This window comes from Imperialibacter roseus (assembly GCF_032999765.1).
Classification (GTDB): domain Bacteria; phylum Bacteroidota; class Bacteroidia; order Cytophagales; family Cyclobacteriaceae; genus Imperialibacter; species Imperialibacter roseus.
On sequence record NZ_CP136051.1, the window covers coordinates 235,611 to 261,515 of the forward strand.

Below are 25,905 nucleotides of genomic sequence, written 5' to 3' on the forward strand. Positions count from 1 at the left end.
ATTCGGAAAGCAGCCCCAAAAGAGAACTGACGTTACTATATAAAGTCTACTTTTTGAGCAGCTTGAATCTTTGCGTTTGATTTTTCGATTCGAGTACTAAAACGTAAATGCCTGCACTGAGATTTCCCGGCAGAAGGATAGCGCTGAAAAAGTCACCACGTCTGTCGGCTAACCCTTCGCCTCGCAAGATCAAAGCCCCATTGAGGTCGGTCATATAATAGTATATCGGAGAGTTTTTCTCAAGACCCCTGGCAGCAATATTTATATCCGACTGGAGCGGGTTGGGGTATGCATTGATGGAAGGAGTTTCCTTCTGAATCCTGATGGAAGCAACCTTGCTGTAGTCAAACTGGCCATCAAAGTCAATTTGCCTGATCCTGTAGTAGGATGTTCCCCAGAATGGCTGGAAGTCAGTGAACGCATAATCCTGCCTGTTGGTCGTGGTACCAGCGCCGTTTACTTCGCCAATTTTCTGATACACCATGCCATCCTCAGAGCGCTCAATTTCGAATAAATCATTGTTAGTTTCGGAGCCTGTGGCCCAGTCGAGTATCGCAATGCCATTTAACTCAGTAGCGCTAAAGCTTAAAAATTCGACCGGGAGTGGGGTTGTATCTTCGTCGGTCGTGCCAAAAGTCACGAACTTGGTACTATAACTAAGGGGTCCGGCAGTCATTGAGCCTCCTGTTGGCGAGCCGCTAGGAGCGCTCGTGGTGGTGATCATGTCCCACAGGGTTCCCGACCAAAATGCCATTCTAAGATTGCTGATGGTACTTTGAACATCAGACTGGCTTGTCCATGACAGTTTAACGCTTGAACTGGCAGGTGAGGGTACACTGATCATCCAGTATTCATTATCGCTCACTTTCACAATGCCGTCGGCAGGGTCAACTGCTGTCACGGGGCCAATGGCGGACGCTCCTCCATTGTAATATTCTACTATCCAATCCTTGGTGCCTACATAGCCAGTTGGGGCCTTGATTTGCATTTCACCGCTTCTGGATCCCTTACCCACCGGAAAGGTGTAGGATGAAACGTTTGGTGGCAGCACTCTCACAAACGGCCCGTTCACGTACCTGGCTGAGCTAAACCCAAACAATGTGCCATTAAGTGTTAATCTAAGCGTGTTATCGGTATTGGTAGTTATGAGTCCATTTGTGAAGATAAGCTGTCCATCTACATCCACATCTGCATTGGCACTAATTCCCCTGGCGGCGTCAGTGTTGTTGACAATGGTGACTCCGTTTGCATTATTGATTTCAAGTTTATTAAATGCATTGGTTCCAGTGAAGTTGCCTGACACACTCTGGGCAGCAGGGCCTCTCAGTACTATTTTGCTTGCTCCACCACCATTGTCGAAGCTTGAGTTATCGGACTTGTATATGTTTCCATACACTGAAGTCGAATTATTGCCGTCTGGAACCACCACTTTAACTGTTCCTAGTATCTCCAGGTCTTCACACACTTTAAGTGTATTGTTATTGGGTACAGTCCTGTCGCCGGCGCCGGAAAAAACCAGCCTTCTGACATTTGGTATATCGTTGAGCACAGCGTAAGAACCACTACCAGCAAACTCAAGGCCGCCTCCGCCAATGCAATTAGCATCCGGAAAGAATTCCTGATAGTCTCCTGTGGGGAACGCTACAGAGCTTCCGTCAGAGGTGAGTTTCAAGGTGCCGGCACCGGCTACAAAGCCGAGGTTGTGGTTGGAAAAACCTGAGGCAATTTCCAGTGTTGCACCCGCCTCAATTGTCGTTTTCCTGATCCGGATATTATTGGAATTCAGAACCAGGGTGTAGCCAGACTTAACGACAATATCTGACGAGGAGCCAGGGGCTGGTGACGTCCCCTCCTGGTAGGAGGCGTCGCTGTAATAATTGCCAGACGAAGCCAGTTCGTATGTTGTAAAGGAAGGAACCATATCAGGTATGGCGGCACCGCAGAGCAATGAGGAGCCATTGTTCTGTAAGGTCACACCAGCAGTATATATACCCTCAAGGGTTCCGTCAGTATTGGAATTGAGAGGGTAGACGATTCTCAAATTGTTTTCGTCAAATTCAGACTCCGTAAATACTTTGTCCCAGAATGATCCAAGGTTATAAAGTCTTGCAGGCCCGTAATTGGCTACTGTATAGGGGGCGGTTACCGAAAAGTCGGCTGCATCATAATACATTTCCAGCGTGCCATTGAGGCCTGTTACGCCGCTCGATTTGATAATCCAATAGTATTGCAGTACGTTGTCGGAGTCAACTATCTCGGGATCGGTGCAGGCTCCAGCCGTTTCTGCGTCCTCGGCAATGGGGGCCAAATCTGCAACCGGCCTGAGGGTAATATAGCTGGCAGAAATATCGTTCACCGTTATCACAGCTGGCGTATATGATGTAAGACCGACCGGAAAGGTGAAAGTGGTGTTGCCTGCTGTAATCGTTGGAAAAATCTTTCTCAAGCCAAAGTCTTTAATGGAGCTGTTGGTCTGAATCATCCTGTGCACGTTAAAGTCTGTATAGGCTTTTCCACCGCTTCCATTTTCTATGGTTGACGTCTCAGGAATGATAAGAAGGTTACCTCCAATATCAAGTACTCCGGTGGTGAGAACGAGCTTTTGGTCCACCTGAAAGTTTTCGTCAGTATCAGTGATGATAAGCCCTGCTGCGTTATTAAGGTTTACAACCCCAAAATAGCTTAGTCCTGAAGAAGACCTGCCAAGGTTTTGTTTCTCTGTCCCATTAAAAACTATTCCAGGCCCTGCTGCTGCGCTTATATGTGTGGCGTCGTGCAGTAGATCCTTCTTAATGTTGAAGGCGTAAGTGGAAGTGTTCAGCGTGCCAGCCAGGATGTCGGCATTATTTGCAACAGTCACGGACTTTGCAAGTACAAGTGAGCCTGATCCTGACTTTTCAAGATTCCAAAAAGTGGTAGTTCCAGAGCCCGATATCGTTCCAGTGGAAGAGGTTGGGAAGAAGGTCGTTTGGTTGTTGGCAATCGTGCCAGCCGAAACAAATGTACCATCGTTTACAATGCCCTCATTTACCGTCAGATCCAGGCCATTGGCGTTAAATGTACTCCCCGTAGTGATGGACAGGTTGTCAACGGTGAGCGGTGCTGTGTATATTTTAGCCGTCACGTTGGCAGACCCAATCCGCAGTGTTTCAAGATTGATGCTGGAGTAAATGCCGAAGTTCGTTTGCGAAGCGGGCGTATCTGCATTTCCAAGAGTAATTGTGGAGCCATCGGTTATACTGCTTGTAGCCGGGGAAAGTCGAACTGTTGGTACCGATGTTGAGTTGAGGTGGCGAACTACGGTAAAAGACTCTCCTGCGGCTTCGTCAATATCAAGATTGAACTCGCTTCCGGGGTTGATCACCTCAAATACTCCCCTTGTGGTGGTTGGAACTGCGTTCTTTCCAAATACTGCAACACCTCCAGTTTGCGTGTACTTAAGAATGCCCGAAGTTGATGTGGTGCTTCTCCTTACCTGAGAACCTACTGTCAGATTGCCTGCAGAAAGTTCGATGGATGCATTTCCAGAAGCTGAGTACTCTATAAAGTTGTTGACTCCAACGCCGCCATCCATGTTCAGCGAGCCGCCACTGATGACGAGTGGTCCGTCAAGTATAATACCAGTGTTTGCGCCGTTTACCCTGGCTACACCTTGTTGGATTTCTAAGCCGCCAGATCCGGAGGTCGCTTCAGTATTGAGGGAATTCGGCAGAAGGAAATTACCGCCTCCACTTGAGAGTGTCACATCGATTAGTGGGTCATTCAATACAAGTTTCCCATTAACTATTTCAATGGCCTTGGCCGCAGTATTGGTTGCACCGCTTAGTGTAAAATTGTCATTAAATGTGAAGCTGGCAGATGGGTTTTCCTTCTTATTGATGGCTATTCTGTACAGCTGGGGGGTATTGCCACTAGTTGTGGTGAGTGACCCTGAAATGTTTCCATTCAAAGTGAGATGGATATTTGACTCGCCATTTCCTCCGAAGATCAACCCATTGCCGTTAGGAGTAATAGTGGTGTTGCTGCCTGTGGTGTTTAGCACTATGTTGCCGCCTACCAATAAACTATGGTTAACTGTGCCACCACTTTGTGCCCTGATCACGCTACCGCCAGTAGCTGCCGCCCCCGATGAATTACCCACATAGACATTTCCGGCCACAGTAACTGTGCGGGCTGTTCCCGAGTTTTGCAGCCTTAGCTCTCCTCCTCCAACATTAGAAACCAGAGGCGCCAGGTACAAATTGCCATTGATCGTGGCATTGCCGCCGGCTCCATTTCCAAGAATGAGATTGGAATTTCCTTGAATTTCAAGATTTTGGTTGGTAGTAAAATCTTTGGTAATCGTCAGTTCTCTGTCATTAACTCCCCAGCCATCCGTGCTTATCATCAGGTTGGGCATTTCGTCTGGGATATTGTTGATAGTGTAAGTTTCGTATCCCTCATACAAAAGATAGGCGGAATCCTGTGAAACAAAATCTCCCATATCTATGCTCGCAAAACTAGGGTCTTTTCTTGTGTCAGATCCGAATCCACGTATTCGTATTGTGCCTTCTCCCTCAATTGTTTTCGCATCTATTATTCCGGTAGAACTCCATGTCAAAGTAGGTCTAAATTGGAAGATGTTAACACCCCCAAGTTCCGCCAGGTATTTTCTGGCCACAGGAGCGTTGCCCGACCCATCTGTCATTTGCTGGAAGATAAGCCTCGCTGCCTCCAGATTACCGGTCTCTATTCTTGCAGAGTGGGGGTAACCCCGGTAGGTAGTTTTAGGGTCGTCGTAAGGGAAAAAGCCAATAATAGCAACGTCTCCGGGCCCTGGGGTGTCGGGTGAATCAGGGTTGGTACTTAGGTGTGGATTGGCGCTGTTGAAGCCAGGCTGATCAGAGCGGGTCCAGGTATTGGCAGTTTCCCATCTCGGCTGCGTGCCCGTAAGGTCACGACCCTTCGTGTAGTACACGAGAGGTGTGCCCGCAAATCTTGAAGTCTCTCCCGCAGTAAAATTCGCATTGGCCAACGGAAAACCTACAAAGCCTGCTTGAGAAAACTCTCCTCCGGTACTTGTTCCATTAAAAGTGATGTAGCGGGTAGCATTGTTTTGGTTTGTGTTTTGATAAGCAGATGTGACAATGTCCGTCAGGTCACTTACAGGGTTAGACTCGTAGGCCCTTGTAAAGGGCGTCTCATCAAGAACATAGCCAGGCACATAGTTTTCCTCTAAACCCGCAGGTTCTAAGCTAGGCCGGTCTACACCAGCAGTTACACTGTTTGATGCCCTGTAATAGAAGCGAAAAGCCACATTTGGTACTACCGTAAAGTCACTGTGCCTCACTCTCCAGTAGTGTTGAAGTACTTGTCCTCCCGACAGATCCGTTAATTGCAGCTCGCCTGAGACTACGTTGATCTGGACATAGCCATCGTCGGAAAAGTCCTTCACTTTCATTTGGGCTGGTCTCGAGTAGAAAGTAGTACCACCATCGAGCGTAAATCCAACCGGAAAAGTGATAGGGGCGGTATTGTTTAGCCTCGACGTTTCATCTTCTGTTATCGTGTTGCCTCTTACCTTGAGCTTGAGGCCACCATCACTGGGGTTTCCGTCGGTAAAGACGAGGATGTTTCCGGTAATGCCTTCGTTGTTTACTCTAATGACGCTTGTGTTGGCTACGTCACTATTAAAGAAGTTTCCTCCGCCATTGTTGATGTTCCATATCTCATCAATGGTCAAAGTGTGGTTTTTTACATAAACCCTGCCGTTAAGGTATTCTACTCTTTCGAAAAGAACATCGCTATTCAATTCGACTGTAGAAGCCGCCCCCACGTTGAACCTGATGTTTCCGAAGATTGCATCATTCGTCGTAGTGATGGTAACTGGCGGGTCTTCTCTGAAGCGAATTTGTGCGGTGGGGGGTGTGCCAGAGGCTGTTGGGTATGGGCCTGCGCTGAAGTAAGTTCCCAGACGGTCGTTGTTGGTGATAGCTCCCCAAATCCTCAGCGTATAAGCATTTTGATCCATCGTTCCGGATAGCACAGAAATGTCTCCGTTAACGTCCAGTCTGATTCCACCAGTGTTTCCCGTTCTCGCCACCAGCCTGAGCTCATTGCCGCTGGTTCTGTTGAGCACCACGCTACCAGTTTCTAGCTGCCCGATTCCGCTCGTTACCCCGTAGTAGACAGTGTCGACAGTAGAAGTGCCAATCGTTTGATTGAAAAAGGTAGTGTTATAACTTGTTGGCAGATCTGCAATACCGTCATAAGGAGCAACGCCCCCAAACACAGCCTGGTAAGTAGAGTTTCTCCCAATATAGAAGGAGCCACCAACATATACGTCATTGTTATTAATAGCAGATGTGATAGGTGCAAATACAACGGGGTAGTTTCCCAGCGGGTTGTTGTGATAGGTGTCGCTGTATCCGTGGATTATGAGGTCGTTAAGTGCTACCAGAGGCTGTGCAGTGACGGATGGCTCATCTAAGCCTCCTCCGGTACCTGATGTAGTGCCGATGAGGACGATATTGCCCACTGAAGCTGCGGTAGCTCTCATTTTTACATTGTAGAAAGGAGCCCTGGATGTAACTCGGTATTCGGTGGTTGTGCTTGACTGGAAAGTGACCGTGCCACCAGTTACCACCTGATTACCAGGGTCGCAGTTGATAAATATACTTCCTCTGAGGCTGGAGGTGCCTAAATTGTTTCTGCCATTCACAATCAGATCGCCACCGGTCATTACAAATACATTACCTGTATAGGTAAGGGAGAATAGGGCGTAGTCAGCATTGACTGACCCGCCGCCATTGATGGTAACAGTACCACCATTTTGTTCGTACGTTCCCTGAGCAGAAAGGCCGTTTACCGATGTTCTGAACGCTGCCATATAAACAGTACCACCATCGACTTTCAGCTTTCCGGCGTCTCTCAGAGTTAAGCCGCTTCCAACGGAAGCTATTAGCTTTCCTGACGTAACTTCTACAGTTCCATAAGGCACAATGGCCGTGCCGCCGGTTTTGGCCACAAACCCTCCGTCAATCTGAAGCTTTGCCGTTTTTGGGATTGAGTAATTTCCGGTAGTATTAATTACAGGGACTGCTACGTTAACCCCCAGTTTTACCGTTCCTCTGATAAGGGCGAAAGCGTTCAGGTTGGATGTTGCCGCAGTTATGTCCGAGTCGACATCGTAGTTGGCTCTTCCGAGCAATCGGAAATAAGCACTGTCCGGCGCTTGAATGGAAAGCGTGAAGGATTCGTCTGTTCCTTTGTCGATAACAATTCTTGAGAAATAGGTCAGGTTGTTGCAGTCGACGGTCTGATCTTTGGTGGCGCTATTGAAAAAGGTGTTGACCCTGCCCGTTACATCGTCCGTAGTGTAGTAGGCTGTCGATGGGCTGTATCTGGCCGCCAAGGAAGCAAAGTCTGTCCGGTTAGTGAAGTATGACTGACCATCGTTGGTGAAGTTGCCCGAAATGGTAAATGAATGAGTAGCGTTGGCATTTGCTGTAGTTATGCTTCCTATCCTGGTACTGCCGTTGTCTTCCACTATTACGTCGCCGCCAACGGTGAGGCTTCTGGCTGTGGTAGTGCCGTCGCCAAACTGAAACTTTCCGTTTCTAACGGTGAGGGTTCCATAGAGGCTGTAGTTGGAAGCGAGAATGACCTTGTCAGTGGCCGCTGCTTTGTCGATCCGCAGATTCTTGAAGGTTCTTGCAACCGCTAATGTCATGTCCCCTGCGCCAGCCATGATCAAAGTTCCGCCGTTGTCGGGGTCAGAAAAGCCGATATTCCCTGTTGTAATACCCGCTGGGAAGTTGGTGGTGCCGCCATTTCCCTGAAGCCTGATCTGACCGTTGCCGTTTATCGTTTTGAAGTTGTGACCAGTGGAAGTTGTAAGATACAGGTTGCCACGCACCTCCATAGAATTGACGGTTATGTTATTTGTGCCTGGCTGAACGGTCACCGTTCTGCCTGGTCTGATAATTACATCGTCTTCGGCACCAGGGATGTTGTTGCCGGGGTTCTTTACGATAGGTGCTGTGGAAGCGTCCAGCGTCCAGGTAGCTGAATTCGACCAGTCGCCGTCCTGAAACACATACCATGTTTTCGATGTAAGCTGAGTTCCTTTCCCTAATGTATAATATCCGGATTTAAACCTTGAGGCCGGAATAGAAACCACCACTTTATCGCCACTTTCAAGAGAATATTTGTCCACATATATGCTCGTGAAATTAGCGGAGACATCACTTCTGTAAAGCAGAACATATTCGTTGAGGTTACCTGAGTAGGTGAGTCCGGCATCGCCAAAGTCGAAAAGTAACTCTGCATTGACACCGCCTCCGTTGACTACCCCAGACTGGCTTACTTCTGCGTACCAACTTCTTGCCCAACGTGAGGTAACACCAGCTCCGATTTGGGTGGCAAGCCCGTCGGCATGTGCTGTGCCATCGTGAGCAAAAGCAACAAACTCTCCGGCGTCCAGTGAGCTGTTTACTTCTCTTATCTGCAATGCGTCGGAAGTGGCAGAAGTCACCTTGACGGTGCCGTCTACTGTCCCCAGTCCTCTGTATTGAGTGAAGTAAGAAGTATTGTAGGTGCCCAGGTTGCCAAAAATATCGTTTGTGGTCAGGTTGATCCCATATTTGTGACCAAGCATGTTTTCAATGATGACCCTTTGCGGGGCGCTTACTGCTCCATTGTAGATGATGACCTCCGCAATATCGCCTGGAAAGCTTCGGTTGTCGCTTAGGTTGAAATTTCCGATATATAATGGTGATGCATTGTCTGGCAAAGGAGTTGTTACATTGGCGCCACTGCTTGTTACAGAGTTTCTATTGAGGAAGAACTTGTTGCCGGCCAGCGTGTGATCATAAGTGGTTGAGATAACGTAATTGGTGTTATCGGTGACGCTTACATTGGCCGTACCGCCATCGCTGATATCGGCACTGATGCTGCCGGAGTTTCTAAATAGTCGGTAAGACTGATTGGCTCCAACTCCCGTTCTTTTGTTTAAAATCCCCTGGACGCCGCTATTTTCGGTTCTTATTACTAAAAAGAAGCTCATAGCCGACGACCAATCCAGCAGTGAATTGTCATTTACCGCCAAATTATAGTTGGTGCTGCCCGTTGGTCCAAAATTAATGGATGGCTTGTTGTTCAGGTTGGAATTGCTTGCAGTATAGGTTGGCTGCCATGTGCCATTTGCCTGGGCAGCATTCAGCCCGTTGCCAGATTGATCGGCCCACGCACTTACTTTACCGCTTGACTGGGTAATACCTGCATCGGCTTTCAACCACAGTACGTTTCGGGGAGCAATTGAACCATCGCCACTACCAATGCCCGCCGGGCCGGTTTGGGCGTAGGTATTGGAAAATGCGCCAAGTAATGAAAGGAAGGTGGCAGCGACAAAAACATTTCTCATAGAAGCTAGAATGACTTACTTAATTCGGAAAAGGTATCAAAAGCGGATTAAAAGGGTAAGTTTATAATACTACATTCAAAATTAGACAATTCTAATATAGTGCCGGAGCAGTTGGTAGAAGAATTGCCAGTATTCGTCGAATTTTCGGACAAAAAAGTACATGACAATGAGTTTTGATTATCGAAAAAGTATGTCTTGATTTTTGGCGACACTAAGATTTTGAGCTTTGATAAGATGTGCGGAGATTGTTATATTTTGAACATAAGTACTGAATTTGGAAACGATGAGCTGATTCTGAGCCCGCCAGCTTAGCTAATGATTCAAGTAACACGCTCATTTTTCCATAAAAAATGGTAGAAATATTACATCAGTTAGTTGATGGTCTGTCGTTGGTACGGAAATGGGACTATTTCTACCTGTTTTAGGGGAGGTTTATGCCGGTATCGCTGAGTTATTTTTCCAGGAGAATTTGAATCAGGGAAATGACCTTGATTGGGGTAGTTACAGGTAAATCTGTATTTCTTGGAGATTACCCTTTAAACCCAATATCCCAAGTGGTCATAAAAAAGCAAAAGGCCCAAGCCTGTCCGACTGGAGAAGCCCGGACGGGCGAGACGCATTGAACCAGTTTTGCTTTTTTATTGCCGCCTATTTGCTGAATCGAATAACGTTCCTTTTGAGTTTTATACCCCAGGTTTTCCGCTTGATCCAAAATCCCTCAATTGTTGGCGACAATAGAAAAGCACTTACGATTTTCATTTGTAAGTGCTTGATTATCAGTTGTGGGCCCACCTGGGCTTCCGCCGGTGGGCGGATAGACTTCTCGCCCAGAGTAATGTATAAAACAAGAAAAGCACCTCTCAATGAAGAAGTGCTTTCGTTTCTAAATTTAGTGGGCCCACCTGGGCTTCCGCCGGTGGGCGGATAGACTTCTCGCCCAGAGTAATGTACAAAACAAGAAAAGCACCTCTCGATGAAGAAGTGCTTTCGTTTCTAAATTTAGTGGGCCCACCTGGGCTCGAACCAGGGACCACCTGATTATGAGTCAGGTTTTTATTGATGCCATATGGAAATAAATATCCTTTAAAATAGTTTTGAAGGCATTTTTTCCTTTCTTTCTTCCAAATGAAATCATATATTGTTGGCGAAATGTTGGCGAAAAATACATGGCAATCACATTAAAGTATAGTATTGACACACGTACCAAACTCAAGAGCGGAAAGTACCAGCTTCGTTTACGAATTATTTTCAACAGGTCGGACTCATTCATTCCCACAGGTTTTCATTTAACTAAAGAGGAGTGGGATCAAAAAAAAGAGATTGTTCGGAGCACCTCCACAACGATGACTAATACGACCAGATTCAATAATAAACTGGCACAAGACAAGGCAGAGTTAATGGATAAGATTGTTGGGCTTGAGAGTGCTGGAAAGCTTCATGGGTTGCGAGCTGTCGATATTAAGGAGCTTGTCTACGCAAAGCCGAGCGAGACATATACAGTTTTGTCCTTTATTGACATGGAGATGCAAAGTCTGATCGAGGAGGGGAGAGTGGGTACAGCGAGAACTTTACGAGACCTGAAAAACAAACTCATCAAATTTCATGGAAGCAAAATTGCTTTACATTTTGCAGACATCAACTATTCATTTTTGAGAAATCTTGAGAAGACCCATTTGGCTGCAGGTTCTAACAGGGGCTCGTTGGGAGTTTACATGAGAACGCTCAGGGCAATTTTCAATAAAGCGATTAAGCACGGCATAGTTAAGGAGGAGCTTTATCCGTTTAAGCAATACACGATTCGAAAATCAGAGCCATTTCGAAGAGCGCTTCAGGAAGACGATTTGAAAAAAATCATCGGAGCTAACCTTAAAAAGGGGAGTGCCCTTTCGAAAGCTAGGGACTTCTATTTGGCAAGTATCTATTTAAGAGGTGTGAACTGGATGGATATGGCGTTGATGAAAGTCAGTAATATTGAAGGTGACTTCGAACGCATTAATTATAAGAGGCACAAAACAGGCAAGCCATTTAGTGTTAAGATTATTCCGCAAGTCAAGCAGATTCTTGAAAACTTGAATGGCGGGCTCAATTACGAGGACGACCAATACCTATTTCCGATCTTAAAACCAGAGGATGATGGCAACCGGATACCCCTGAAGATTGAGAACAGGAGACGAAAGCTAAATAAGACCTTAAAGGAATTGGCAGGCCAACTTGAGATTAAAACTTTTACTATCTACTCTGCCCGCCATACCTGGGCAACTCTGAGCAAACGGAAAGGCATCCCGACCGCAGGAATTCAGGAGGGTTTGGGCCACGCTACTGAGCAGCAGACTCAGACCTATCTCGACTCCTTTGGAAACGATGTGTTAGATAAGTACAACGACATGGTTTTTGGGGATTTATAACAGGGGAGGGTGGTAGGTAGAAGAAGGCTGGAATATTACTTCAATTTTCTTCTAGTTCCTTGAAAAATACGGAGTACCTGACTTTTAGCTTATCTATAATTTTCAACAAAGTTTTAAGAGAGGGAGCTCGTTCGCCTCGCTCAATCTTGCCAATATAATCCGGGTGGAAACCAGTTAATTCCGCAAGATCCTCCTGACTCCATCCGTTTTGCTTTCTAAAGCGACCTATAAGAATACCTATTTTCTTTTGCACATCCACTTTTCGAAAGTAGATGTATTTGCAATTTTCAAACACAGACTATTTGTGCGGATTTTATTGTCTTATAACTTTGCATATACCACAACATGTAATGAATGATCAATCTTAGGCGGGTTCAGATAAAATTCAGTGCTAAAGGAAAAAATCTAGGGTACTTCCATCGATTTGTATACATACAAAATGATTTTCAGTCAACCACAAAGGCATTAATTGAGTTGGACTCGGGAGACCTGGAACTGGTCGATTTGCTTTCCATCAAGTTTATTGACCGCAAGCACCAGAAAAGCGAAGAGAGCAAGAGTGATGATGAAGACGATGAATGAGGCATGCAAGTCGACGGTGCTGGCAACCGATGACGACGCCGCTTAACCTGCTGGAATTACCAGTTTAGAATATTTGTTTTCGTAGGACTATTCCTTGACACTTAAATCACGAACAAACATGGTTAACCGGTAGGATAAAGGCCATAATCAAGCATCCAAGAAATAGAATCTCGAATTTCGTCAAGCTTATATTTCTGCTTATGATCCGACCAACCATAAAACTTAGGCACTAAAGATTCAACGCTAAATTCGTCTTCCTCTTCAATAATCTCTTTCCAGCACGCATAGATAGTCCCAATAAGTTCAACCTTGGAAGTTTTCATTGTTCTAAAGACATCAATCAGAGTTTGGATTTCCTCTCGTTGCTTGGAGAAATATCTTTCATACCACTCCTTATGGCCTCCTGCCTTTCCCAAGGGCCAATATTTTTGACTGGAATCTCTACGAAACTCAAACCATTCATTCCGTTTAAATTGAGCATCAATTGATCTCATTAATTTCGGATCATAAGGGCCCATAGCTTGTTTCAAAAAATTGGTATGGATAGCCATGTCAGTTGTGTTCTGGCATAGATAAATGAGTTTCTGAAGTTTGACATGGCCAAGTGACCACTCTCGGTGAAGCTCATGGACAATTTCTGCCGCAAGGACTGTTCTTTTGTGATAGTCGATTCTAGTTATCTCGACTGGTTTCTGACGAACCGAAGCAAGGATTTTCATCGGGTCAATACGTGATGGGTTCGCCCTGAACTCATAGTCCCTGTAAACCTCATTAAACAGGTCGATCTGCTCCGGGGTTTCAGGGAACCCAAAACCCAACGAGTTTAAAAGATGGTCTATTTTTTGATTCATTATTTCACTATTCTTCTTTGATGAACTTAAAGCCCTTCAACGCCAACTCAAATCTATCCAAGACTTCCTTCTTGTAAACTCGGACAGTTGGCTGACTTATTCCAAGGTACTCCCTAAGCGCCTTTTGCAACTTCCTTGGCAGATAGCAACCCATGTTTTCGTATGACATGTATGTTAGATAGACTACTCGATGAGTAAACGGTAATTCCTGTAATACCTCGTATTTGACCTGGTCTTCAATAGTTGCATTTTTGGGGAGAGGAGGTATTTCTGTTACTATTCTCTCCAAACCATCAGACCATTTGCCCTCCTGCTTCTTTTTTTGGTCTCGATAAATGTTGGTTAGTTCATTACGGGCTATGCCGTTGAGATAAACAAGAAAGGCTTTATTGTCGTCCTTAAGCTTCGCATTAGCAAAGTCAAAAAGGGGGTTTCTTGCAAACGCTGCGAAAACATTATCGACAAGATATTCAGCCACAGATGGTGGCTGACCGAACCCGGAACACCGAACTTCACAAAAACGTAGCAGATCGGATTTGAAGCGATCGACCAATGCATAGAAAGCATTGTCACGGTCTGGGTGAGTTGTGCTCTGGAAGGTCATAAGGAGCTCCCTTGTACTGGCATTTGATAAATGTTTCCAGCTATTCATTCCCTATACGCAAAAGCGTTAGTCACTCTTTGTCGTAATCCAATTGACGCATCGCCGCATAAATAAAATGTGGTAAGCACAAGCAATATAAATTAAACATTAAATATGATGCAGAATGGCAACAAATAAACCTTACGGAGACAATGCCCGAAGCTGTTCCGGCGATCGTCATTGTGTCTCTGATTAGATAGGCGCTCTCATAGGGAGTCTGTTTCTTGCGCCGGACATGTAAGCATATATCAGCGTTTCGTTGCCCTTCATTTGTAGGGATAGCTGAACTAACTTAGGTCTATCTCTTCAACGCTGAGAGTAATTGCCCCCATTGTTTATCCTTTTCTATATCATTAACCGTAGGGAATATTGGAGTGCTGAGATTCAGAAAAGACATTTTTTATTCAAGCTAACTTTAGTTTGAAAATGCCAAGGTCATTTTTCGATAGTCTTTTCCTTAAGGCAGCATAGTAATTGAATAAAAAAATTGTGATCATTCTTGAGCTTGAAAAGCTAGTCAAAAGGCTTGAACCCTAATTCTGTTTTTTTAAAGGAAATCTACGATCCTGAGTTTAGACGAATATATAATAATAAAAATATTTTTTTTGGAGTTAATAAATATAGGGAAATACCAAAAATAACCGTTGTAAGATAAAAGTATTATCATAAATCGGTAATTCTATTTTGCGGAAGTGATATTATGAATATTATCCATATGAACAATGACTTTTCTTGGCATAGTCGAGGCTAAAAAAAATATTACCAAAATAAACCACAAAAGTGACCAAATCTGATTTTTGAAGTGATCAAAATAGACCACAAAAGTGACCAAATATGAGTGCGTAGATGACCAAAAACGAGTGTAAAAGAGATCAAAAGTGATATTATTTCGTATCAAAAATGATCCTTTAGATAAAATATACTAAAATAATTAATTGTCAATATTGACAATTGTTATTCTCCTGTGCTTCTTGACCAAAAAAAGAGAAGGACATATGTCATTGATTTGCATTCAGGACTTGTTCCTGGTAAAACTTACCGAACAGGTTATCGACCAAACGTGCCCAACTTATAAGGGTAAACCGAAAGACCTTTGGGTGTCTCCAGAAGAAGCCATGCGGCTGCTGAGGATTAACTCGGTCACTACGCTTCTTAAGTATAAAGACACAGGTAAGGTTCGGGCTGCCAGGCTTTCTCTCAAGCACATTCTTTACGACTCCGAGTCTATTCTAAAATTTTTGGACGATCAATCACTAAACCGATTCTAGCCATGAATGAATATCAACTCACCGTGAAAGGTTTTAATCACGGCTACATGCTAGCTAAGGAGAATCCGAACTTTTTACAAGAGCTATTGGACTCCATTCGAGACGCACAAAGTCCATACAGAGTTGGGCTTGTGAAGGGGATGGAGGTTGCCCAAGGGAAGGATAGAGGCAAAAATAAAGGGATGAGTTTTTAACGGTATACCCATTTGTGGGATGAAGTGCCAGCGAGGGTTTAGCATGGTACTGAGGAAAGGAGGGGGGAGTGAGCAAGTGGGAACGGGGCAGAGCCACCGTTCGCAACTTGAAAACCCCCTAAAACGGGTTTTAAGGCCGATTCACTCCCCAAAGACTATAAGTTGACTTATAAGGTGATTTCCAAGTGACTGGTAATCAATATGTAAAGTTATAAAGTAGATTATAATGGATAGCTCCGAAAGGGTAAAAACCATCGCAATTTCAGAATTAGGCCATGCGAAGCTGGTGAAAATTAGTAAACGATGCAGCCTTCCGTTGGGTCGCTCGGCTGAGTTCTGCATCTTCTATGTTGATAAACTTAAGATCGATCCAACTAACCAAAGTGAAGGTAATCCGACGGATGCCATTGAAGCACTAAGGAATGATTTGGTGGGGTTCATAAGAACCCAGGAGAAGACCAAGCTTAATCCTATGTTAGAAAATCTATCCATGGCATCTCAGAAGATTTCAAGTGTAATGGATAACCTGCCATCGAAGGGTGATTTCCATTTTCTCAAAGATCAAGCTGACTGGTTGAAAAAAAGCAGTGAAAGTCAGCTTAAGGAAATACGAAACTTCCAAAGCGACCTCAAATGGATTCGAACCACTAGAATTGACCTGGCCAATAACCTTATTCGGGTATTTAGAATTTATCTGTCCGAACGGGAAAAACTCAATAGTATGCTCGATTCAAAGAAAATTAAAGAACTGGAAGAGCAGACGATAAAAAAGATGACCGAATTCGCCAGATGAACATTAAGGTTTCGTCAACGGAAAAAGGCAACAACAAGGGCTCCTGCCAGCAATTGGTCGATTACCTGAATAAGGAAAATGAAAAAAAGGATATTGATACCTACCGTCACTTCTTTTCACATACCGAAGACATGGTGACTAGTTATGAAGTGCAAAGTGCTATTGATTCTAATCATCGGAAGCTATCTAAGAAGGATTCGAAGTTCTTTATGCTCACTATTTCGCCTTCTGAGCTTGAATTATGGCACATTAAATGCAGCGAAAAGGCCCTTAGGGACTATACAAGGGAAGTGATGAACGCCTATGCTGCCAACTTCAATAAGGGCTTGAAAGGAGAAGACCTGGTTTGGTTTGGTAAAATCGAAGAGTATAGGATAGATAAAAAGACCAAAGTACCTAAGCCTGGTTTACAATGGCACGTGCATGTTGTTGTCTCACGGAGAGATAACCAGCAATTTCACAAACTATCTCCTCAAAGTAACCACCGAAATACAACAATGGGGGCGGTGAAGGGTGGTTTTGACAGAAACGTACTGAGAGAACAGAGTGAGGAGGTTTTTGACAAGCTATTTCGATATGAGAGGGCCTGGAAGGACAGCTTCCTTTATCAAAATACGCTTAAAAACGGCTCAACGAAAGAAAAGGATAGAATCACCACTATCACTGCTGCTCATAATCCTTCGACCAGTAGGAGTGGTGCGATTTTGTTCGGCAAATTATCAGCTGCCATGGCAAAGTTAAGTGCAGAAGCAGACTATGAGGAGGCTAAACGGAAGAGGTGGAGAGAGCGAGGGGAAGATGACGAGGTAACGATGGGAATGTAGACTGTAATATCGACTAATATGCTGAAATACTGTATTACGACATATTACAAAATATTACCCAGGCACTTTAGTTCAGTTTTGGGTAAAGGTGATTGACATCTGAAATATTCATTAATACCCAGAAATATTATATTACTCAATATTACAAAATATTACCATGACCAAAGTAATCAGTATTCTCAACGAAAAGGGTGGGGTTGGCAAGACTACCACCACGTCTTCACTTGGTAGCATCCTTGCCAGCAGAGGATTTAAAGTGGTGATGCTGGATTTGGATCCGCAGGCGGATTTGACCCTGGCGTGCAAAAAAGCAGGCGAGGCCACCAATATTTATGACATTCTGTTTGAGACTAAAAAAGTAACTGGCATCAATGTCAATCCTAACCTGGTGCTCATACCTGGGTCAAATAAAATGGCGGCGACCAAGTTCAAGACGAAGATTCAGGATGAGTATTCCCTGATGCACCCAATCACTGTTTTAAGGAGCGTTTTCAAATCGCTACTTGTGCGGGACGATATTCACTTCGTACTGATTGATTGCCCACCCAATCTTGACCTGGTGGTTCAAAATGCGCTGGCCATGAGCACGCACGTTCTCATTCCGATTGTCGCTCATTCTTTTGCCGTGAATGGAGCGTGGTCGATTGTTGATTTCATTAAGAAGTTCCGTGAATCAGATATCAATCCAGAATTAGCTCCGGTGGGTATTTTGATGAATAGCTTTGATCAGAGATTGAATATTCACCGAGGCGTCTACGAACTGTGCCTGGAGAGTTTTCCAAATCTGCTATTCGATACAAAGATCAGGGTCAATACTAAGCTGGCTGAGAACACCCATTTGGGTCAGGAGATAGTCACATACGCCAAGGCGCTGTCGGAGGGGAAGTTCCCGAATAAATTTAGTGGGTTCGAAGACTTTACTCAATTGGCTGACGAACTTCTCGACAGACTGGGGTATAAAGAATTGGCGATATGAGCAAGGATAAATTCAAGGCACTATCTGCTCGGGGAGGAGGCCTGTTTGATGAAAAGATAACAGAGCTCAGGAATGACAGGAAGCCAGATATTGATGAGGCCAAAGTGCATACCTTCAGGATCAAGCAATCCAACATTGAGAAGCTCAAAAACTATGTTCACCAACAGAAGTTTGTAGGCTTTCCCTATATATCTCAGGGCGAAGTAATTGATGAAGCACTGGAGAGGTTTTTTGAGAGTGTTGGACAGATAAGTGAAAGGCCTGAGGAGTTGAAGAAAAAGGAAAGAAAACGTACGGGTCGAAGGAAGAAGGAGCAGAGTGACTTTGAGCTTTAATATTTTGGTTGAAAGGTTAAATACTAATTTCGGAGTTTTATTGTAGATCGAATCGAGAAATTAGATACTTTCAATACATGAACGACATAAAATACCACAACTTGACGAGACTTGCCATCTTCAGTGTATTCGTTCTGTTCTTTTTTGGGTGTTCTCTGGAAGCCAGCAAAGAGAAAAATACCGATAACAGGGAAGGTACGGTTGTCAGGCAAGACACTTCCCAGCAGACGAGAAGAGATCTTTGTGAAGTAGCTTCATTCCTGGAAATGGAAAATTTTTCAGGCGACTTTTATGTCTACGGCAGCAACATCCAATTTACATTGGGTACTGATTCTATACTTATTCCTAAGGAGATAATTGTGCTGCTTCAAGGAAAAAACATTGAGTATGTTGCACGGAGCAGAGGTATTATTGAATTTGGATTTAACCCGACCGGAAACGGTGAAAGTGGATTATTATTAAATACAGAGCCGAATAACCCTGCAATTGATTCAGGAAATGTTAGACCTGAATTTACTAAACTGTCGAATGAGACATGCCTGGGCTTGAATTGGTACTACCAAACCTTTCGATAGGGTGACTTAGCCAAGTCAAAGTAGACTTGATCCCATTCGGTTACTGACAACAACCCTTAAGCTACCTTACACACTTTTCGGAATCGAATCTCCAGTATTTCATAACGAACTTTGTCGCTTTTGTTAAGTTTTTAATATTAAAAACTTATATTATATGTCTTACGTTTATATCTTTGTGTGGTAGTAGATGCTTCTATAGAAGTATCGAAACCTTCTGTTAGAGCAATTCCTATATCAAGTACTTTACCTATGCCAACAGCAGCATCTTTAGTAAGGAAGCAAATAGATAGGCTAGATCCCGGGTCAGTTTTTGGCTACACTGAGTTTAGTTCGAAGGATATTGACCAAAATGCTTTGGCCATGACCTTAAGTCGGCTAAGCAACGAAGGAGTGATTGTTCGTTTGGCGAAGGGGAAGTATTACAAGCCTGAGGAATCTAGATTTGGGAGACTGAGGCCCAGGGAATCGGCCGTTGTTGAGGCAATGACCACTCGCAATGGCAAGAAGTTTGGCTATTTAACTGGCCTGTCGGTGTACAACCGGCTTGGACTTACCTCTCAGGTATCCAATGTCCTGGAAATTGCCACCAGCAAGCAACTTCCTTCACGAGATATTGAAGGATATAAAATCAAATACCAGATAAGGAATCTGCCCTTCAAAGAGATGGACATTCCTTTGCTACAGCTGCTCGATGCTGTAAAGGATATCAAGCGTATACCCGATGCATCTCCCAATGATGTTTTAAAAGTGCTTATGAAGAGAGTTAGTGACTTGTCAGAGAAAGAACAGAGCAGAATGGTATCATTAACGTCTTATTACAATCCAGCTACCAGAGCTTTGGTTGGCGCAATTTTGGAGCAAATAGGATCTGGCGTTTCGTTGGAAAGCATTAGCGCATCCTTGAACGGACTGACAAGGTACAACATCGGGATTGACGTACAGCTTCTGCCCACTAAGGCTAACTGGAGCATTGTATGACTTTTCACCTTTCGCCAGAATTTGAGCCGGCTGTTCGTGCCGCCGCAGCGCACTTCAAACAAAGGGACATTTTCATTGAAAAAGACTATTGGGTCACTTTCGTTTTGAAAGCATTGTCGCAATCGGAATTTCGGGACAAAGTTATTTTCAAAGGAGGTACCTCACTTTCGAAAGCCTTTAATTGTATTGACCGGTTTTCTGAGGACATCGATTTGGCCATCTTAAATACAGAAGGGTTGTCTGATAATCGATTGAAGAAGTTAATCAAGGAGGTTGCGGAAAAAATTACTGAAGCCTTGAGCTACTTCGAACATCCGAATGAGGAGAAAAGAGGAAGGAACCGGAGAACTTTTTACAGCTATCAAAAAGTCATTTTTGACGATGATGGAACCAGTCCGGTAAAAAGCGATATCCAGCTTGAGATCAACTGTTTCACCAATCCAGTACCTTTTGAGGAGAAACAATTAGATAGCTATCTGTCACAATTTTTAGCGCTCAGGGGAGAAAATCAACTCATTAAGGAGTTTCAGCTTGATCGCTTTTCAGTGAACGTGCTCAGGAGGGAGAGAACCTTCTTTGAGAAGCTGATGTCTTTGGTTCGACTTTCCTATGAAGGTCCTGAAAAGTTGAGAGAGAAAATTCGACATTTTTACGACCTGCATAAGCTGCTGCAGCTTGATGACCTAAGAGGGCAATTGTTGATCCCTGAAAACCATGAGTTGATCACACAGGTGCTAAACGATGACTATGTGAACAGTACCTTTGCAGGTGCCTGGATTGTAAAGCCCATGGCCGAGTCGCCTCTGCTTGGCAACATAAGCGAGATTTGGAGTACTTTGGAAGAGACTTATCAAAGGGAGCTTTCTCGCCTGGTTTGGTCTACTGAGGCCTTGCCGACAACCGACCACATAGTTGCCATGCTGAAAGAAATATCAGCTTTTATGGAGGGCTATAGCTTCCAATCGGTTAATTCATAGCCTTGCTCGATCTGGTATTACTAGGTCTGTCAACAAAAAGCTAGTTTAACCTTTTGATCAGCTTTGAGGTAACTAGTTGCCAACATCTTTGTTCGTTCAAGTTAGGTTGTCGTATTGAAATGACTAAATTCAAAATTGTTTAGCTTTTGGAAGCTAATTGAACCATCGATATGATTTAAACCTTTTATATGGAGCCAATGACATTAAGGGATATAACCTACATTGGGGTAATTCTGCTTACAGGTGTTGTGACTTTCCTTACTACGAAGCATAATCTGAGCGATAAAATTCAGCAGGCAAAGGAAACGTTAAAAGAGAATATCAAGTCCCTAGAATTAGAGATTGAACGATTAAAAGGGAAAGACGAAAACCAGCAACAGATAATTGATCAGTTTCAGAAGCAAATTCTGGATCATTTACCTGATTTATTTGAAATTTTAAAAGATAAAAAGGGGAAGAAATGAACAACAGCGACCTTCAAAAACTTCTTTCCCTAAGCCAGAAAGTGCAGTCCGGGAAAGCAACTAAAGACCAAACAGATCAGTATATGAGCTTATTATTGCAGAATAAGTCCATTACGGCAAAGCAGTATAGTGACTACAAATCTAACAGAAACGTCGACGATATTGTCAATGCAGCGGTTGTAATTGGGGGCATTGTTCTATTGGGATACTTATTAGGTAAACTGACTGAATAGGGCTTCAGTCCTCAACATGAGTTTCCGCTGGCCATGAGGCCAATAAATTGGCTGTAATAATGCTTTCTTACGGTGATGGGAAGAATTAAATCGATTGAGATCAGCCTTAGATGAGGTCTCAATACACGAAACACTCTTCGAAGGCTACCTAGTCATTAAATACAATATGCCTTTATTCGCCCGTGGAGGATAGATAGAATGTTCCACAAGATTGGGAGGGGGCAGGAGAATGTAGGTAAACATCAGACTAGTCTTACATAATTAGTATATGATATCGGAGGAAGAGTTCTTCTTAGAAAGAAAAATTAAGAAATGGCTAGATGAACGCAAGGCCTCTTTTAAAGGGACAGACGAGGAGTTCGATAAAAAAATTGACAAAGAATTTTCGAAACTAGTATTCACAATTTCGAAAGGTATTGCCAAATCGATTACAGATTACTGTATTAGCCCCAAAAGCGATTTTCGTAGGCATGAGAAGCAGATTGGAAAGAAGATAAAAAACAGATATAGCCTCGGTTTAGAGTTGTTCACAAGCTATATCGAACTAAACACTCAAATTAGCTCTATAACTTACAATAAATACTACAAGCTTTTCACCACTTTGGAGGATCACCAAAAGTTGGATACACTCATTGCGTTACACGTTAGGGCCTGTCAAATTGCATCAGAAATAAGGATATTAGTTTTTGGGGGCTTCGCTGACGGAGCTCATGCCAGATGGAGAACACTTCACGAGGTGTGTATTACTTTTCTTTTTTTGTACGATGGAGACTATGAGCTAGTAAGTATGTACAAGGATTACCTTGTAATTGAGCAATGGCGGAAAGCCGTCGAATATCAGAATAGCTATAAAAGGCTAGGTTGGGATCCAATACCTAATGATGAATTGGAAGAGTTAGAAGGTGAACAGAAGCGGATCGTTCAGAGCCGGGGGAGGGCTTTCTCCAAGAGTTACGGATGGGCCATGGATATATTGCCCGAAGGACGAAGGAATATCAGAGAAATTGAGAAATATGTTGGCATGGATCATTTTCGATCAATTTATGCATGGGCAGGCGATAATGTACATGCAGGAGTGGCCGGAATAACTGAAAGATTGAGCCTAAGAGATAGTGAACAATACAATTTTTTGACAGGCCCCAACGACCACGGATTCCTTGATCCCATACAATTCACAGTTAGTTCTTTGTCAGAAATGAGTTACACTCTTTTAGCAATGGAGAAATCCACGTTCAACAAGATTTTTGAAGAACTTTTAAGATTTTTTGGAGAAGAGGTTGTCCAAGAATTTTCTAAGCAAGAGGAGAAAGACAACTGACAAATAGATGTCGGGTGTCAACATAGACCTTGGTAGTCGCAACCCGTCAAGAGGTAGGCTTCATTCGGTCGTATACAACAAAAACGCAGTGCAGAATTGTACGTCTTGCGACTGCCCTATATTTTCATCGTTTTAGGTGAGAAGAAAGGCAGTAGATTATGCATGAATTCATGAAAAGTTGAGTATTCCGTCGTCAATAAGCTGAATCACCATTCTGCCCCTGGAATCAGCCTCAGTTTCGCCCCAACTCAAAAGATTGTGAAACATTCCCTTTTGCAATTTCATAGCGATTACCATCCTACCACCCAATGCGTACTTGGTTAAAAAAGGTTCAGAATCGTCGACAGTTTGTAACGAAATTAATAGAGCACCCTCAGATCGAAATTCTTCCAAGTCTTCATCAGAAATCAGTTCGTAAGTTTTACCGTTCGGAACAAAAATCCCTTTATCAATAGGAATACTTAAAGGCAAAAATTGGAGCAACTCTTCGCTTGTAAATGACGAACAAAGCGAGTCTACTTCACCCGTAAACGTGGGGACTTGGTCTCGTGATACTTCTGTTTCAGAATTGCGATAAAACAAGCTTTCTTGTGGAACTTGTAATTCCTTTAGCCTCAAAGCGATTTCATAAGAACAGATAAATTTTTCGAGCGGAAACATATAGTTAGTGAGGTTTTATAATAGCCTCAAATTATTAAAATAAATCCATCTTGCCCGCTAATGCTGCACGATTTACATGTGACAAATTTTTCAAGGTATTAGCTAAAATGAGAACTTTAGCTGAAATCTGATAGTGCAAGGAGGGCTGGTTGGTGGACTAATTCAAATAATGAAGTTTACCAGTAAGTCGTTTTGACTTGATATGAATTTTTCGGAGTAGAAATGGAGTTGGCTTTTGCTTGAAAATAAAGTGGGGAATTATTTGACAGGCTTCGCCAAATCCCTAGTTTGATCTTGCGACTTTACGTCAGAGAAATGAACACAAGAATTCATATAGATACGTTTTGTGCTTTACTGCATGATGCGCAGGTAGAATTTGTTCTTAAAGAAGGGGAATATAAAAGTCATAATTATGATAGCAATTCCGACGAAATGAACTTTTACCAATTGGGGTCTTTTTTGTCATAATGGTGAGAAATGCGAGCGAGGAAAATGAGCCGATAGGCGCTGTGAAATCTATCCGTGCTTATAGTCCTTTCGATCTGCTGCTATGCTATCCTGAGTATGCCAAAAACATTATTTTAGATCGCTCCGATTATCATTCGACAAAAACGCAATCGATCTTTCCAGAAAAGCCGGAAACGCAAATAGTTGGTAGTTTCAAGAAGTACCTCAATTGACGACCGCAAGTGTGTGCGAAGGCCGGGCGGATTATCTGTTGTGTACTAAAACACTTACCCCATTCTACGTTTACGTTCCAAGTTTGAAATCCTTTGCTCGTGATCAGCCAGCCCCTGGCCGACGAATGCCATAAAATTATTCAAGTCATCTTGAAAGCCTTTGTGAGAGTCGGCTAAATCTTTGATCCCCTCCTGTACAGACGTAATTCTCGAACCCATGTGTACCATCCTGGCTTCGATCTTCGTTCTATGCTCTTTAAAGGGCTGTAAATACATATTGTAAAAGTTAAATCAAAAGGCGGCTGATTCCAAAAAAAGGAGGGAGGTAATACAAATATGGAAGGCTAGACAAGCCACGCTGCTTTCACTCTCAATCAAAACGCACTTGCTTTGGCTATGCGTGAAAGCGATATCAGTCCGCTGTCCTGGTGGATGGTTATGATAGGGCGGTATTTGAAAATGGTAGTAAACCCCGGTAGGCACCAGCAAATCATCATTGAAGCAACATTTTCCTGCTAAAATTTGTTTAAATTTGACTAATCGCCTAGATATGAGAGTATTCGAGCCAGTTAGGAACGCACAGTTGAAAGAAGAGCTTGTTGAAAAGCTCTTCAGTGAGAATAGTGTGTGGCTGTGGTCTTATGACTTGAAAAAGGCTGACAAAGCCAACGTGCCAGATAGGCTTCTTATTGAAAAGTACCTTCTTCTGGGTAGTGTTGAAGACTGGGAAAAGCTCAAACAGGTTTATGATGAAAAGGTGCTCTATAGCCATTGGATCGAAAACATCGTGCCTTCAGAGCGATATCACCAGAAGCAAATTGAAATGGCCAGGTTCTTTTTCGATATGGAAAATCCGGAACAATTTTTAGTAGAGGCCAGAAAGCAACATTTAGCCAATGTTATTGCGAGCAGTCCCTGAAACCACCGAGAGAGTACTTTCGAAACTTCAAACCTATAAAGAACTCGACCAGTATTATCTGGTTGGAGGCACAGCACTGGCTCTGCTGACTAATCACCGGCTCAGCGAGGACATAGACCTTTTCTATTACAACCAGTATCCCGGTGAAAAGCTGCCACTGCCCAGGATCAATGCCATCATGGAAAATATCAAGAGAGACTTTTCGGATGTTGAGTACATGTTCCGGGAAGGGGATACTTTTGTGCAGCTTCGTGTAGATGGAGTAAAAGTCGATTTTTTCTCTGAAAACAATTTTCACAGAAGTAAGAACTACACCGACTTAGGCTCGATTCGGTTGCCCGACAAAAAATCTCTCGCTGGCATGAAGCTCATTGCCGTCACGTTACGTACGGCATCCAGGGATTTGTATGATTTGTATTGCCTTCGACAGGAGTTTAATGAAATAGACTTTTTCAACGGCTTTTCTTCTATTGTTAGCTCCAAGTACTGCGGATCAAAGTCTCAAAAAATCAAACTATTTAAGTCTACAGTCCACAATAAGCTGAAAAACCAACAATGGCTTGAGAAGAACTATGACGAGAAAAGTTTCGTAGAGCTGAGGCCAAAGTATGATGTCTCAGCAGTGGACATTTTTAATGCTTTTAAAAGCTTTGATCTTGAGTTGGACTTTGATGAGCTTTTAAAAAAGCAGAAAAAAGATAGGGAGAAGGGGAAATTGATCTAGCGCTTGTTTGGACTCGAATGTCCTGCCTTTGCTTTTCGTCTACAGTTCAAGTGAGTAGTGAGCCTTCACGTCTGGGTAGTGGAAAGGATGTCAGTCACGCCTA

The 25,905-nt window shown here is 43.5% G+C and carries 21 protein-coding genes and 1 tRNA gene; 16 read left to right on the forward strand and 6 right to left on the reverse strand.

Annotated features, from left to right (window positions below; all coding sequences use genetic code 11):
- Positions 1–46 precede the first annotated feature (46 nt).
- Positions 47–9,403, reverse strand: a complete 9,357-nt coding sequence (locus RT717_RS00905) for a hypothetical protein (protein ID WP_317489865.1) — start codon at positions 9,401–9,403, stop codon at positions 47–49.
- Between the two features lie 1,003 nt (positions 9,404–10,406).
- A tRNA-Met gene (locus RT717_RS00910) sits at positions 10,407–10,485 on the reverse strand.
- Between the two features lie 84 nt (positions 10,486–10,569).
- Between RT717_RS00910 and RT717_RS00915 the strand changes: the two genes are divergently transcribed.
- Positions 10,570–11,808: a site-specific integrase gene (locus RT717_RS00915; protein ID WP_317489866.1), complete on the forward strand. Its 1,239-nt coding sequence runs from the start codon at positions 10,570–10,572 to the stop codon at positions 11,806–11,808.
- A 40-nt stretch (positions 11,809–11,848) separates the two neighbouring features.
- On the opposite strand, the gene RT717_RS28465 is transcribed toward RT717_RS00915, so the two are convergent.
- On the reverse strand, positions 11,849–12,103 hold the full coding sequence (locus RT717_RS28465) for a helix-turn-helix domain-containing protein (protein WP_394854117.1): 255 nt from the start codon (positions 12,101–12,103) through the stop codon (positions 11,849–11,851).
- Between the two features lie 59 nt (positions 12,104–12,162).
- On the opposite strand from RT717_RS28465, the gene RT717_RS00920 reads away from it, so the two are divergent.
- Positions 12,163–12,390: a hypothetical protein gene (locus RT717_RS00920; protein WP_317489867.1), complete on the forward strand. Its 228-nt coding sequence runs from the start codon at positions 12,163–12,165 to the stop codon at positions 12,388–12,390.
- A 122-nt stretch (positions 12,391–12,512) separates the two neighbouring features.
- Here the strand turns inward: RT717_RS00920 and RT717_RS00925 are convergent, their stop codons facing one another.
- The gene (locus RT717_RS00925) at positions 12,513–13,241 is read right to left on the reverse strand and encodes a hypothetical protein (protein ID WP_317489868.1); all 729 of its coding nucleotides are present in this window, start codon (positions 13,239–13,241) and stop codon (positions 12,513–12,515) included.
- A gap of 7 nt (positions 13,242–13,248) precedes the next feature.
- On the reverse strand, positions 13,249–13,719 hold the full coding sequence (locus tag RT717_RS00930) for a sigma-70 RNA polymerase sigma factor region 4 domain-containing protein (protein ID WP_317489869.1): 471 nt from the start codon (positions 13,717–13,719) through the stop codon (positions 13,249–13,251).
- Positions 13,720–14,879: 1,160 nt separating this feature from the next.
- On the opposite strand from RT717_RS00930, the gene RT717_RS00935 reads away from it, so the two are divergent.
- From RT717_RS00935 to RT717_RS00990, 12 genes are all read left to right on the forward strand, one after another.
- Positions 14,880–15,152: a helix-turn-helix domain-containing protein gene (locus RT717_RS00935; protein WP_317489870.1), complete on the forward strand. Its 273-nt coding sequence runs from the start codon at positions 14,880–14,882 to the stop codon at positions 15,150–15,152.
- A 2-nt stretch (positions 15,153–15,154) separates the two neighbouring features.
- A complete protein-coding gene (locus RT717_RS00940) occupies positions 15,155–15,346 on the forward strand; it encodes a hypothetical protein (protein WP_317489871.1) in 192 nt (63 codons plus the stop codon).
- A gap of 226 nt (positions 15,347–15,572) precedes the next feature.
- Positions 15,573–16,139, forward strand: coding sequence for a BfmA/BtgA family mobilization protein (locus RT717_RS00945; RefSeq protein WP_317489872.1), 567 nt, complete (start codon positions 15,573–15,575; stop codon positions 16,137–16,139).
- On the forward strand, positions 16,136–16,963 hold the full coding sequence (locus RT717_RS00950; protein WP_317489873.1) for a DUF5712 family protein: 828 nt from the start codon (positions 16,136–16,138) through the stop codon (positions 16,961–16,963). Before RT717_RS00945 ends, RT717_RS00950 begins: the two co-directional genes overlap by 4 nt.
- A gap of 157 nt (positions 16,964–17,120) precedes the next feature.
- Positions 17,121–17,939, forward strand: coding sequence for a ParA family protein (locus RT717_RS00955; protein ID WP_317489874.1), 819 nt, complete (start codon positions 17,121–17,123; stop codon positions 17,937–17,939).
- On the forward strand, positions 17,936–18,274 hold the full coding sequence (locus RT717_RS00960; RefSeq protein ID WP_317489875.1) for a hypothetical protein: 339 nt from the start codon (positions 17,936–17,938) through the stop codon (positions 18,272–18,274). Before RT717_RS00955 ends, RT717_RS00960 begins: the two co-directional genes overlap by 4 nt.
- A gap of 77 nt (positions 18,275–18,351) precedes the next feature.
- Entirely contained in the window at positions 18,352–18,849 is a 498-nt protein-coding gene (locus tag RT717_RS00965; RefSeq protein ID WP_317489876.1) for a hypothetical protein, read from the forward strand.
- A 249-nt stretch (positions 18,850–19,098) separates the two neighbouring features.
- Positions 19,099–19,827: a DUF6088 family protein gene (locus RT717_RS00970; RefSeq protein ID WP_317489877.1), complete on the forward strand. Its 729-nt coding sequence runs from the start codon at positions 19,099–19,101 to the stop codon at positions 19,825–19,827.
- The gene (locus RT717_RS00975; protein WP_317489878.1) at positions 19,824–20,804 is read left to right on the forward strand and encodes a nucleotidyl transferase AbiEii/AbiGii toxin family protein; all 981 of its coding nucleotides are present in this window, start codon (positions 19,824–19,826) and stop codon (positions 20,802–20,804) included. The genes RT717_RS00970 and RT717_RS00975 overlap by 4 nt, the downstream gene beginning before the upstream one ends.
- A 188-nt stretch (positions 20,805–20,992) precedes the next feature.
- A complete protein-coding gene (locus RT717_RS00980; RefSeq protein ID WP_317489879.1) occupies positions 20,993–21,268 on the forward strand; it encodes a hypothetical protein in 276 nt (91 codons plus the stop codon).
- Positions 21,265–21,501, forward strand: coding sequence for a hypothetical protein (locus RT717_RS00985; protein WP_317489880.1), 237 nt, complete (start codon positions 21,265–21,267; stop codon positions 21,499–21,501). Before RT717_RS00980 ends, RT717_RS00985 begins: the two co-directional genes overlap by 4 nt.
- 268 nt (positions 21,502–21,769) lie before the next feature.
- On the forward strand, positions 21,770–22,819 hold the full coding sequence (locus RT717_RS00990; RefSeq protein WP_317489881.1) for a DUF5677 domain-containing protein: 1,050 nt from the start codon (positions 21,770–21,772) through the stop codon (positions 22,817–22,819).
- A gap of 168 nt (positions 22,820–22,987) precedes the next feature.
- Here RT717_RS00990 and RT717_RS00995 read toward each other — a convergent pair whose 3' ends face one another.
- The gene (locus tag RT717_RS00995) at positions 22,988–23,479 is read right to left on the reverse strand and encodes a hypothetical protein (protein WP_317489882.1); all 492 of its coding nucleotides are present in this window, start codon (positions 23,477–23,479) and stop codon (positions 22,988–22,990) included.
- A gap of 1,230 nt (positions 23,480–24,709) precedes the next feature.
- Here RT717_RS00995 and RT717_RS01000 point away from each other — a divergent pair.
- Positions 24,710–25,078: a hypothetical protein gene (locus RT717_RS01000; protein ID WP_317489883.1), complete on the forward strand. Its 369-nt coding sequence runs from the start codon at positions 24,710–24,712 to the stop codon at positions 25,076–25,078.
- Positions 25,056–25,802 (forward strand): nucleotidyl transferase AbiEii/AbiGii toxin family protein, encoded by a 747-nt coding sequence (locus tag RT717_RS01005; protein ID WP_317489884.1) that lies wholly within the window; start codon positions 25,056–25,058, stop codon positions 25,800–25,802. The genes RT717_RS01000 and RT717_RS01005 overlap by 23 nt, the downstream gene beginning before the upstream one ends.
- Positions 25,803–25,905 lie beyond the last annotated feature (103 nt).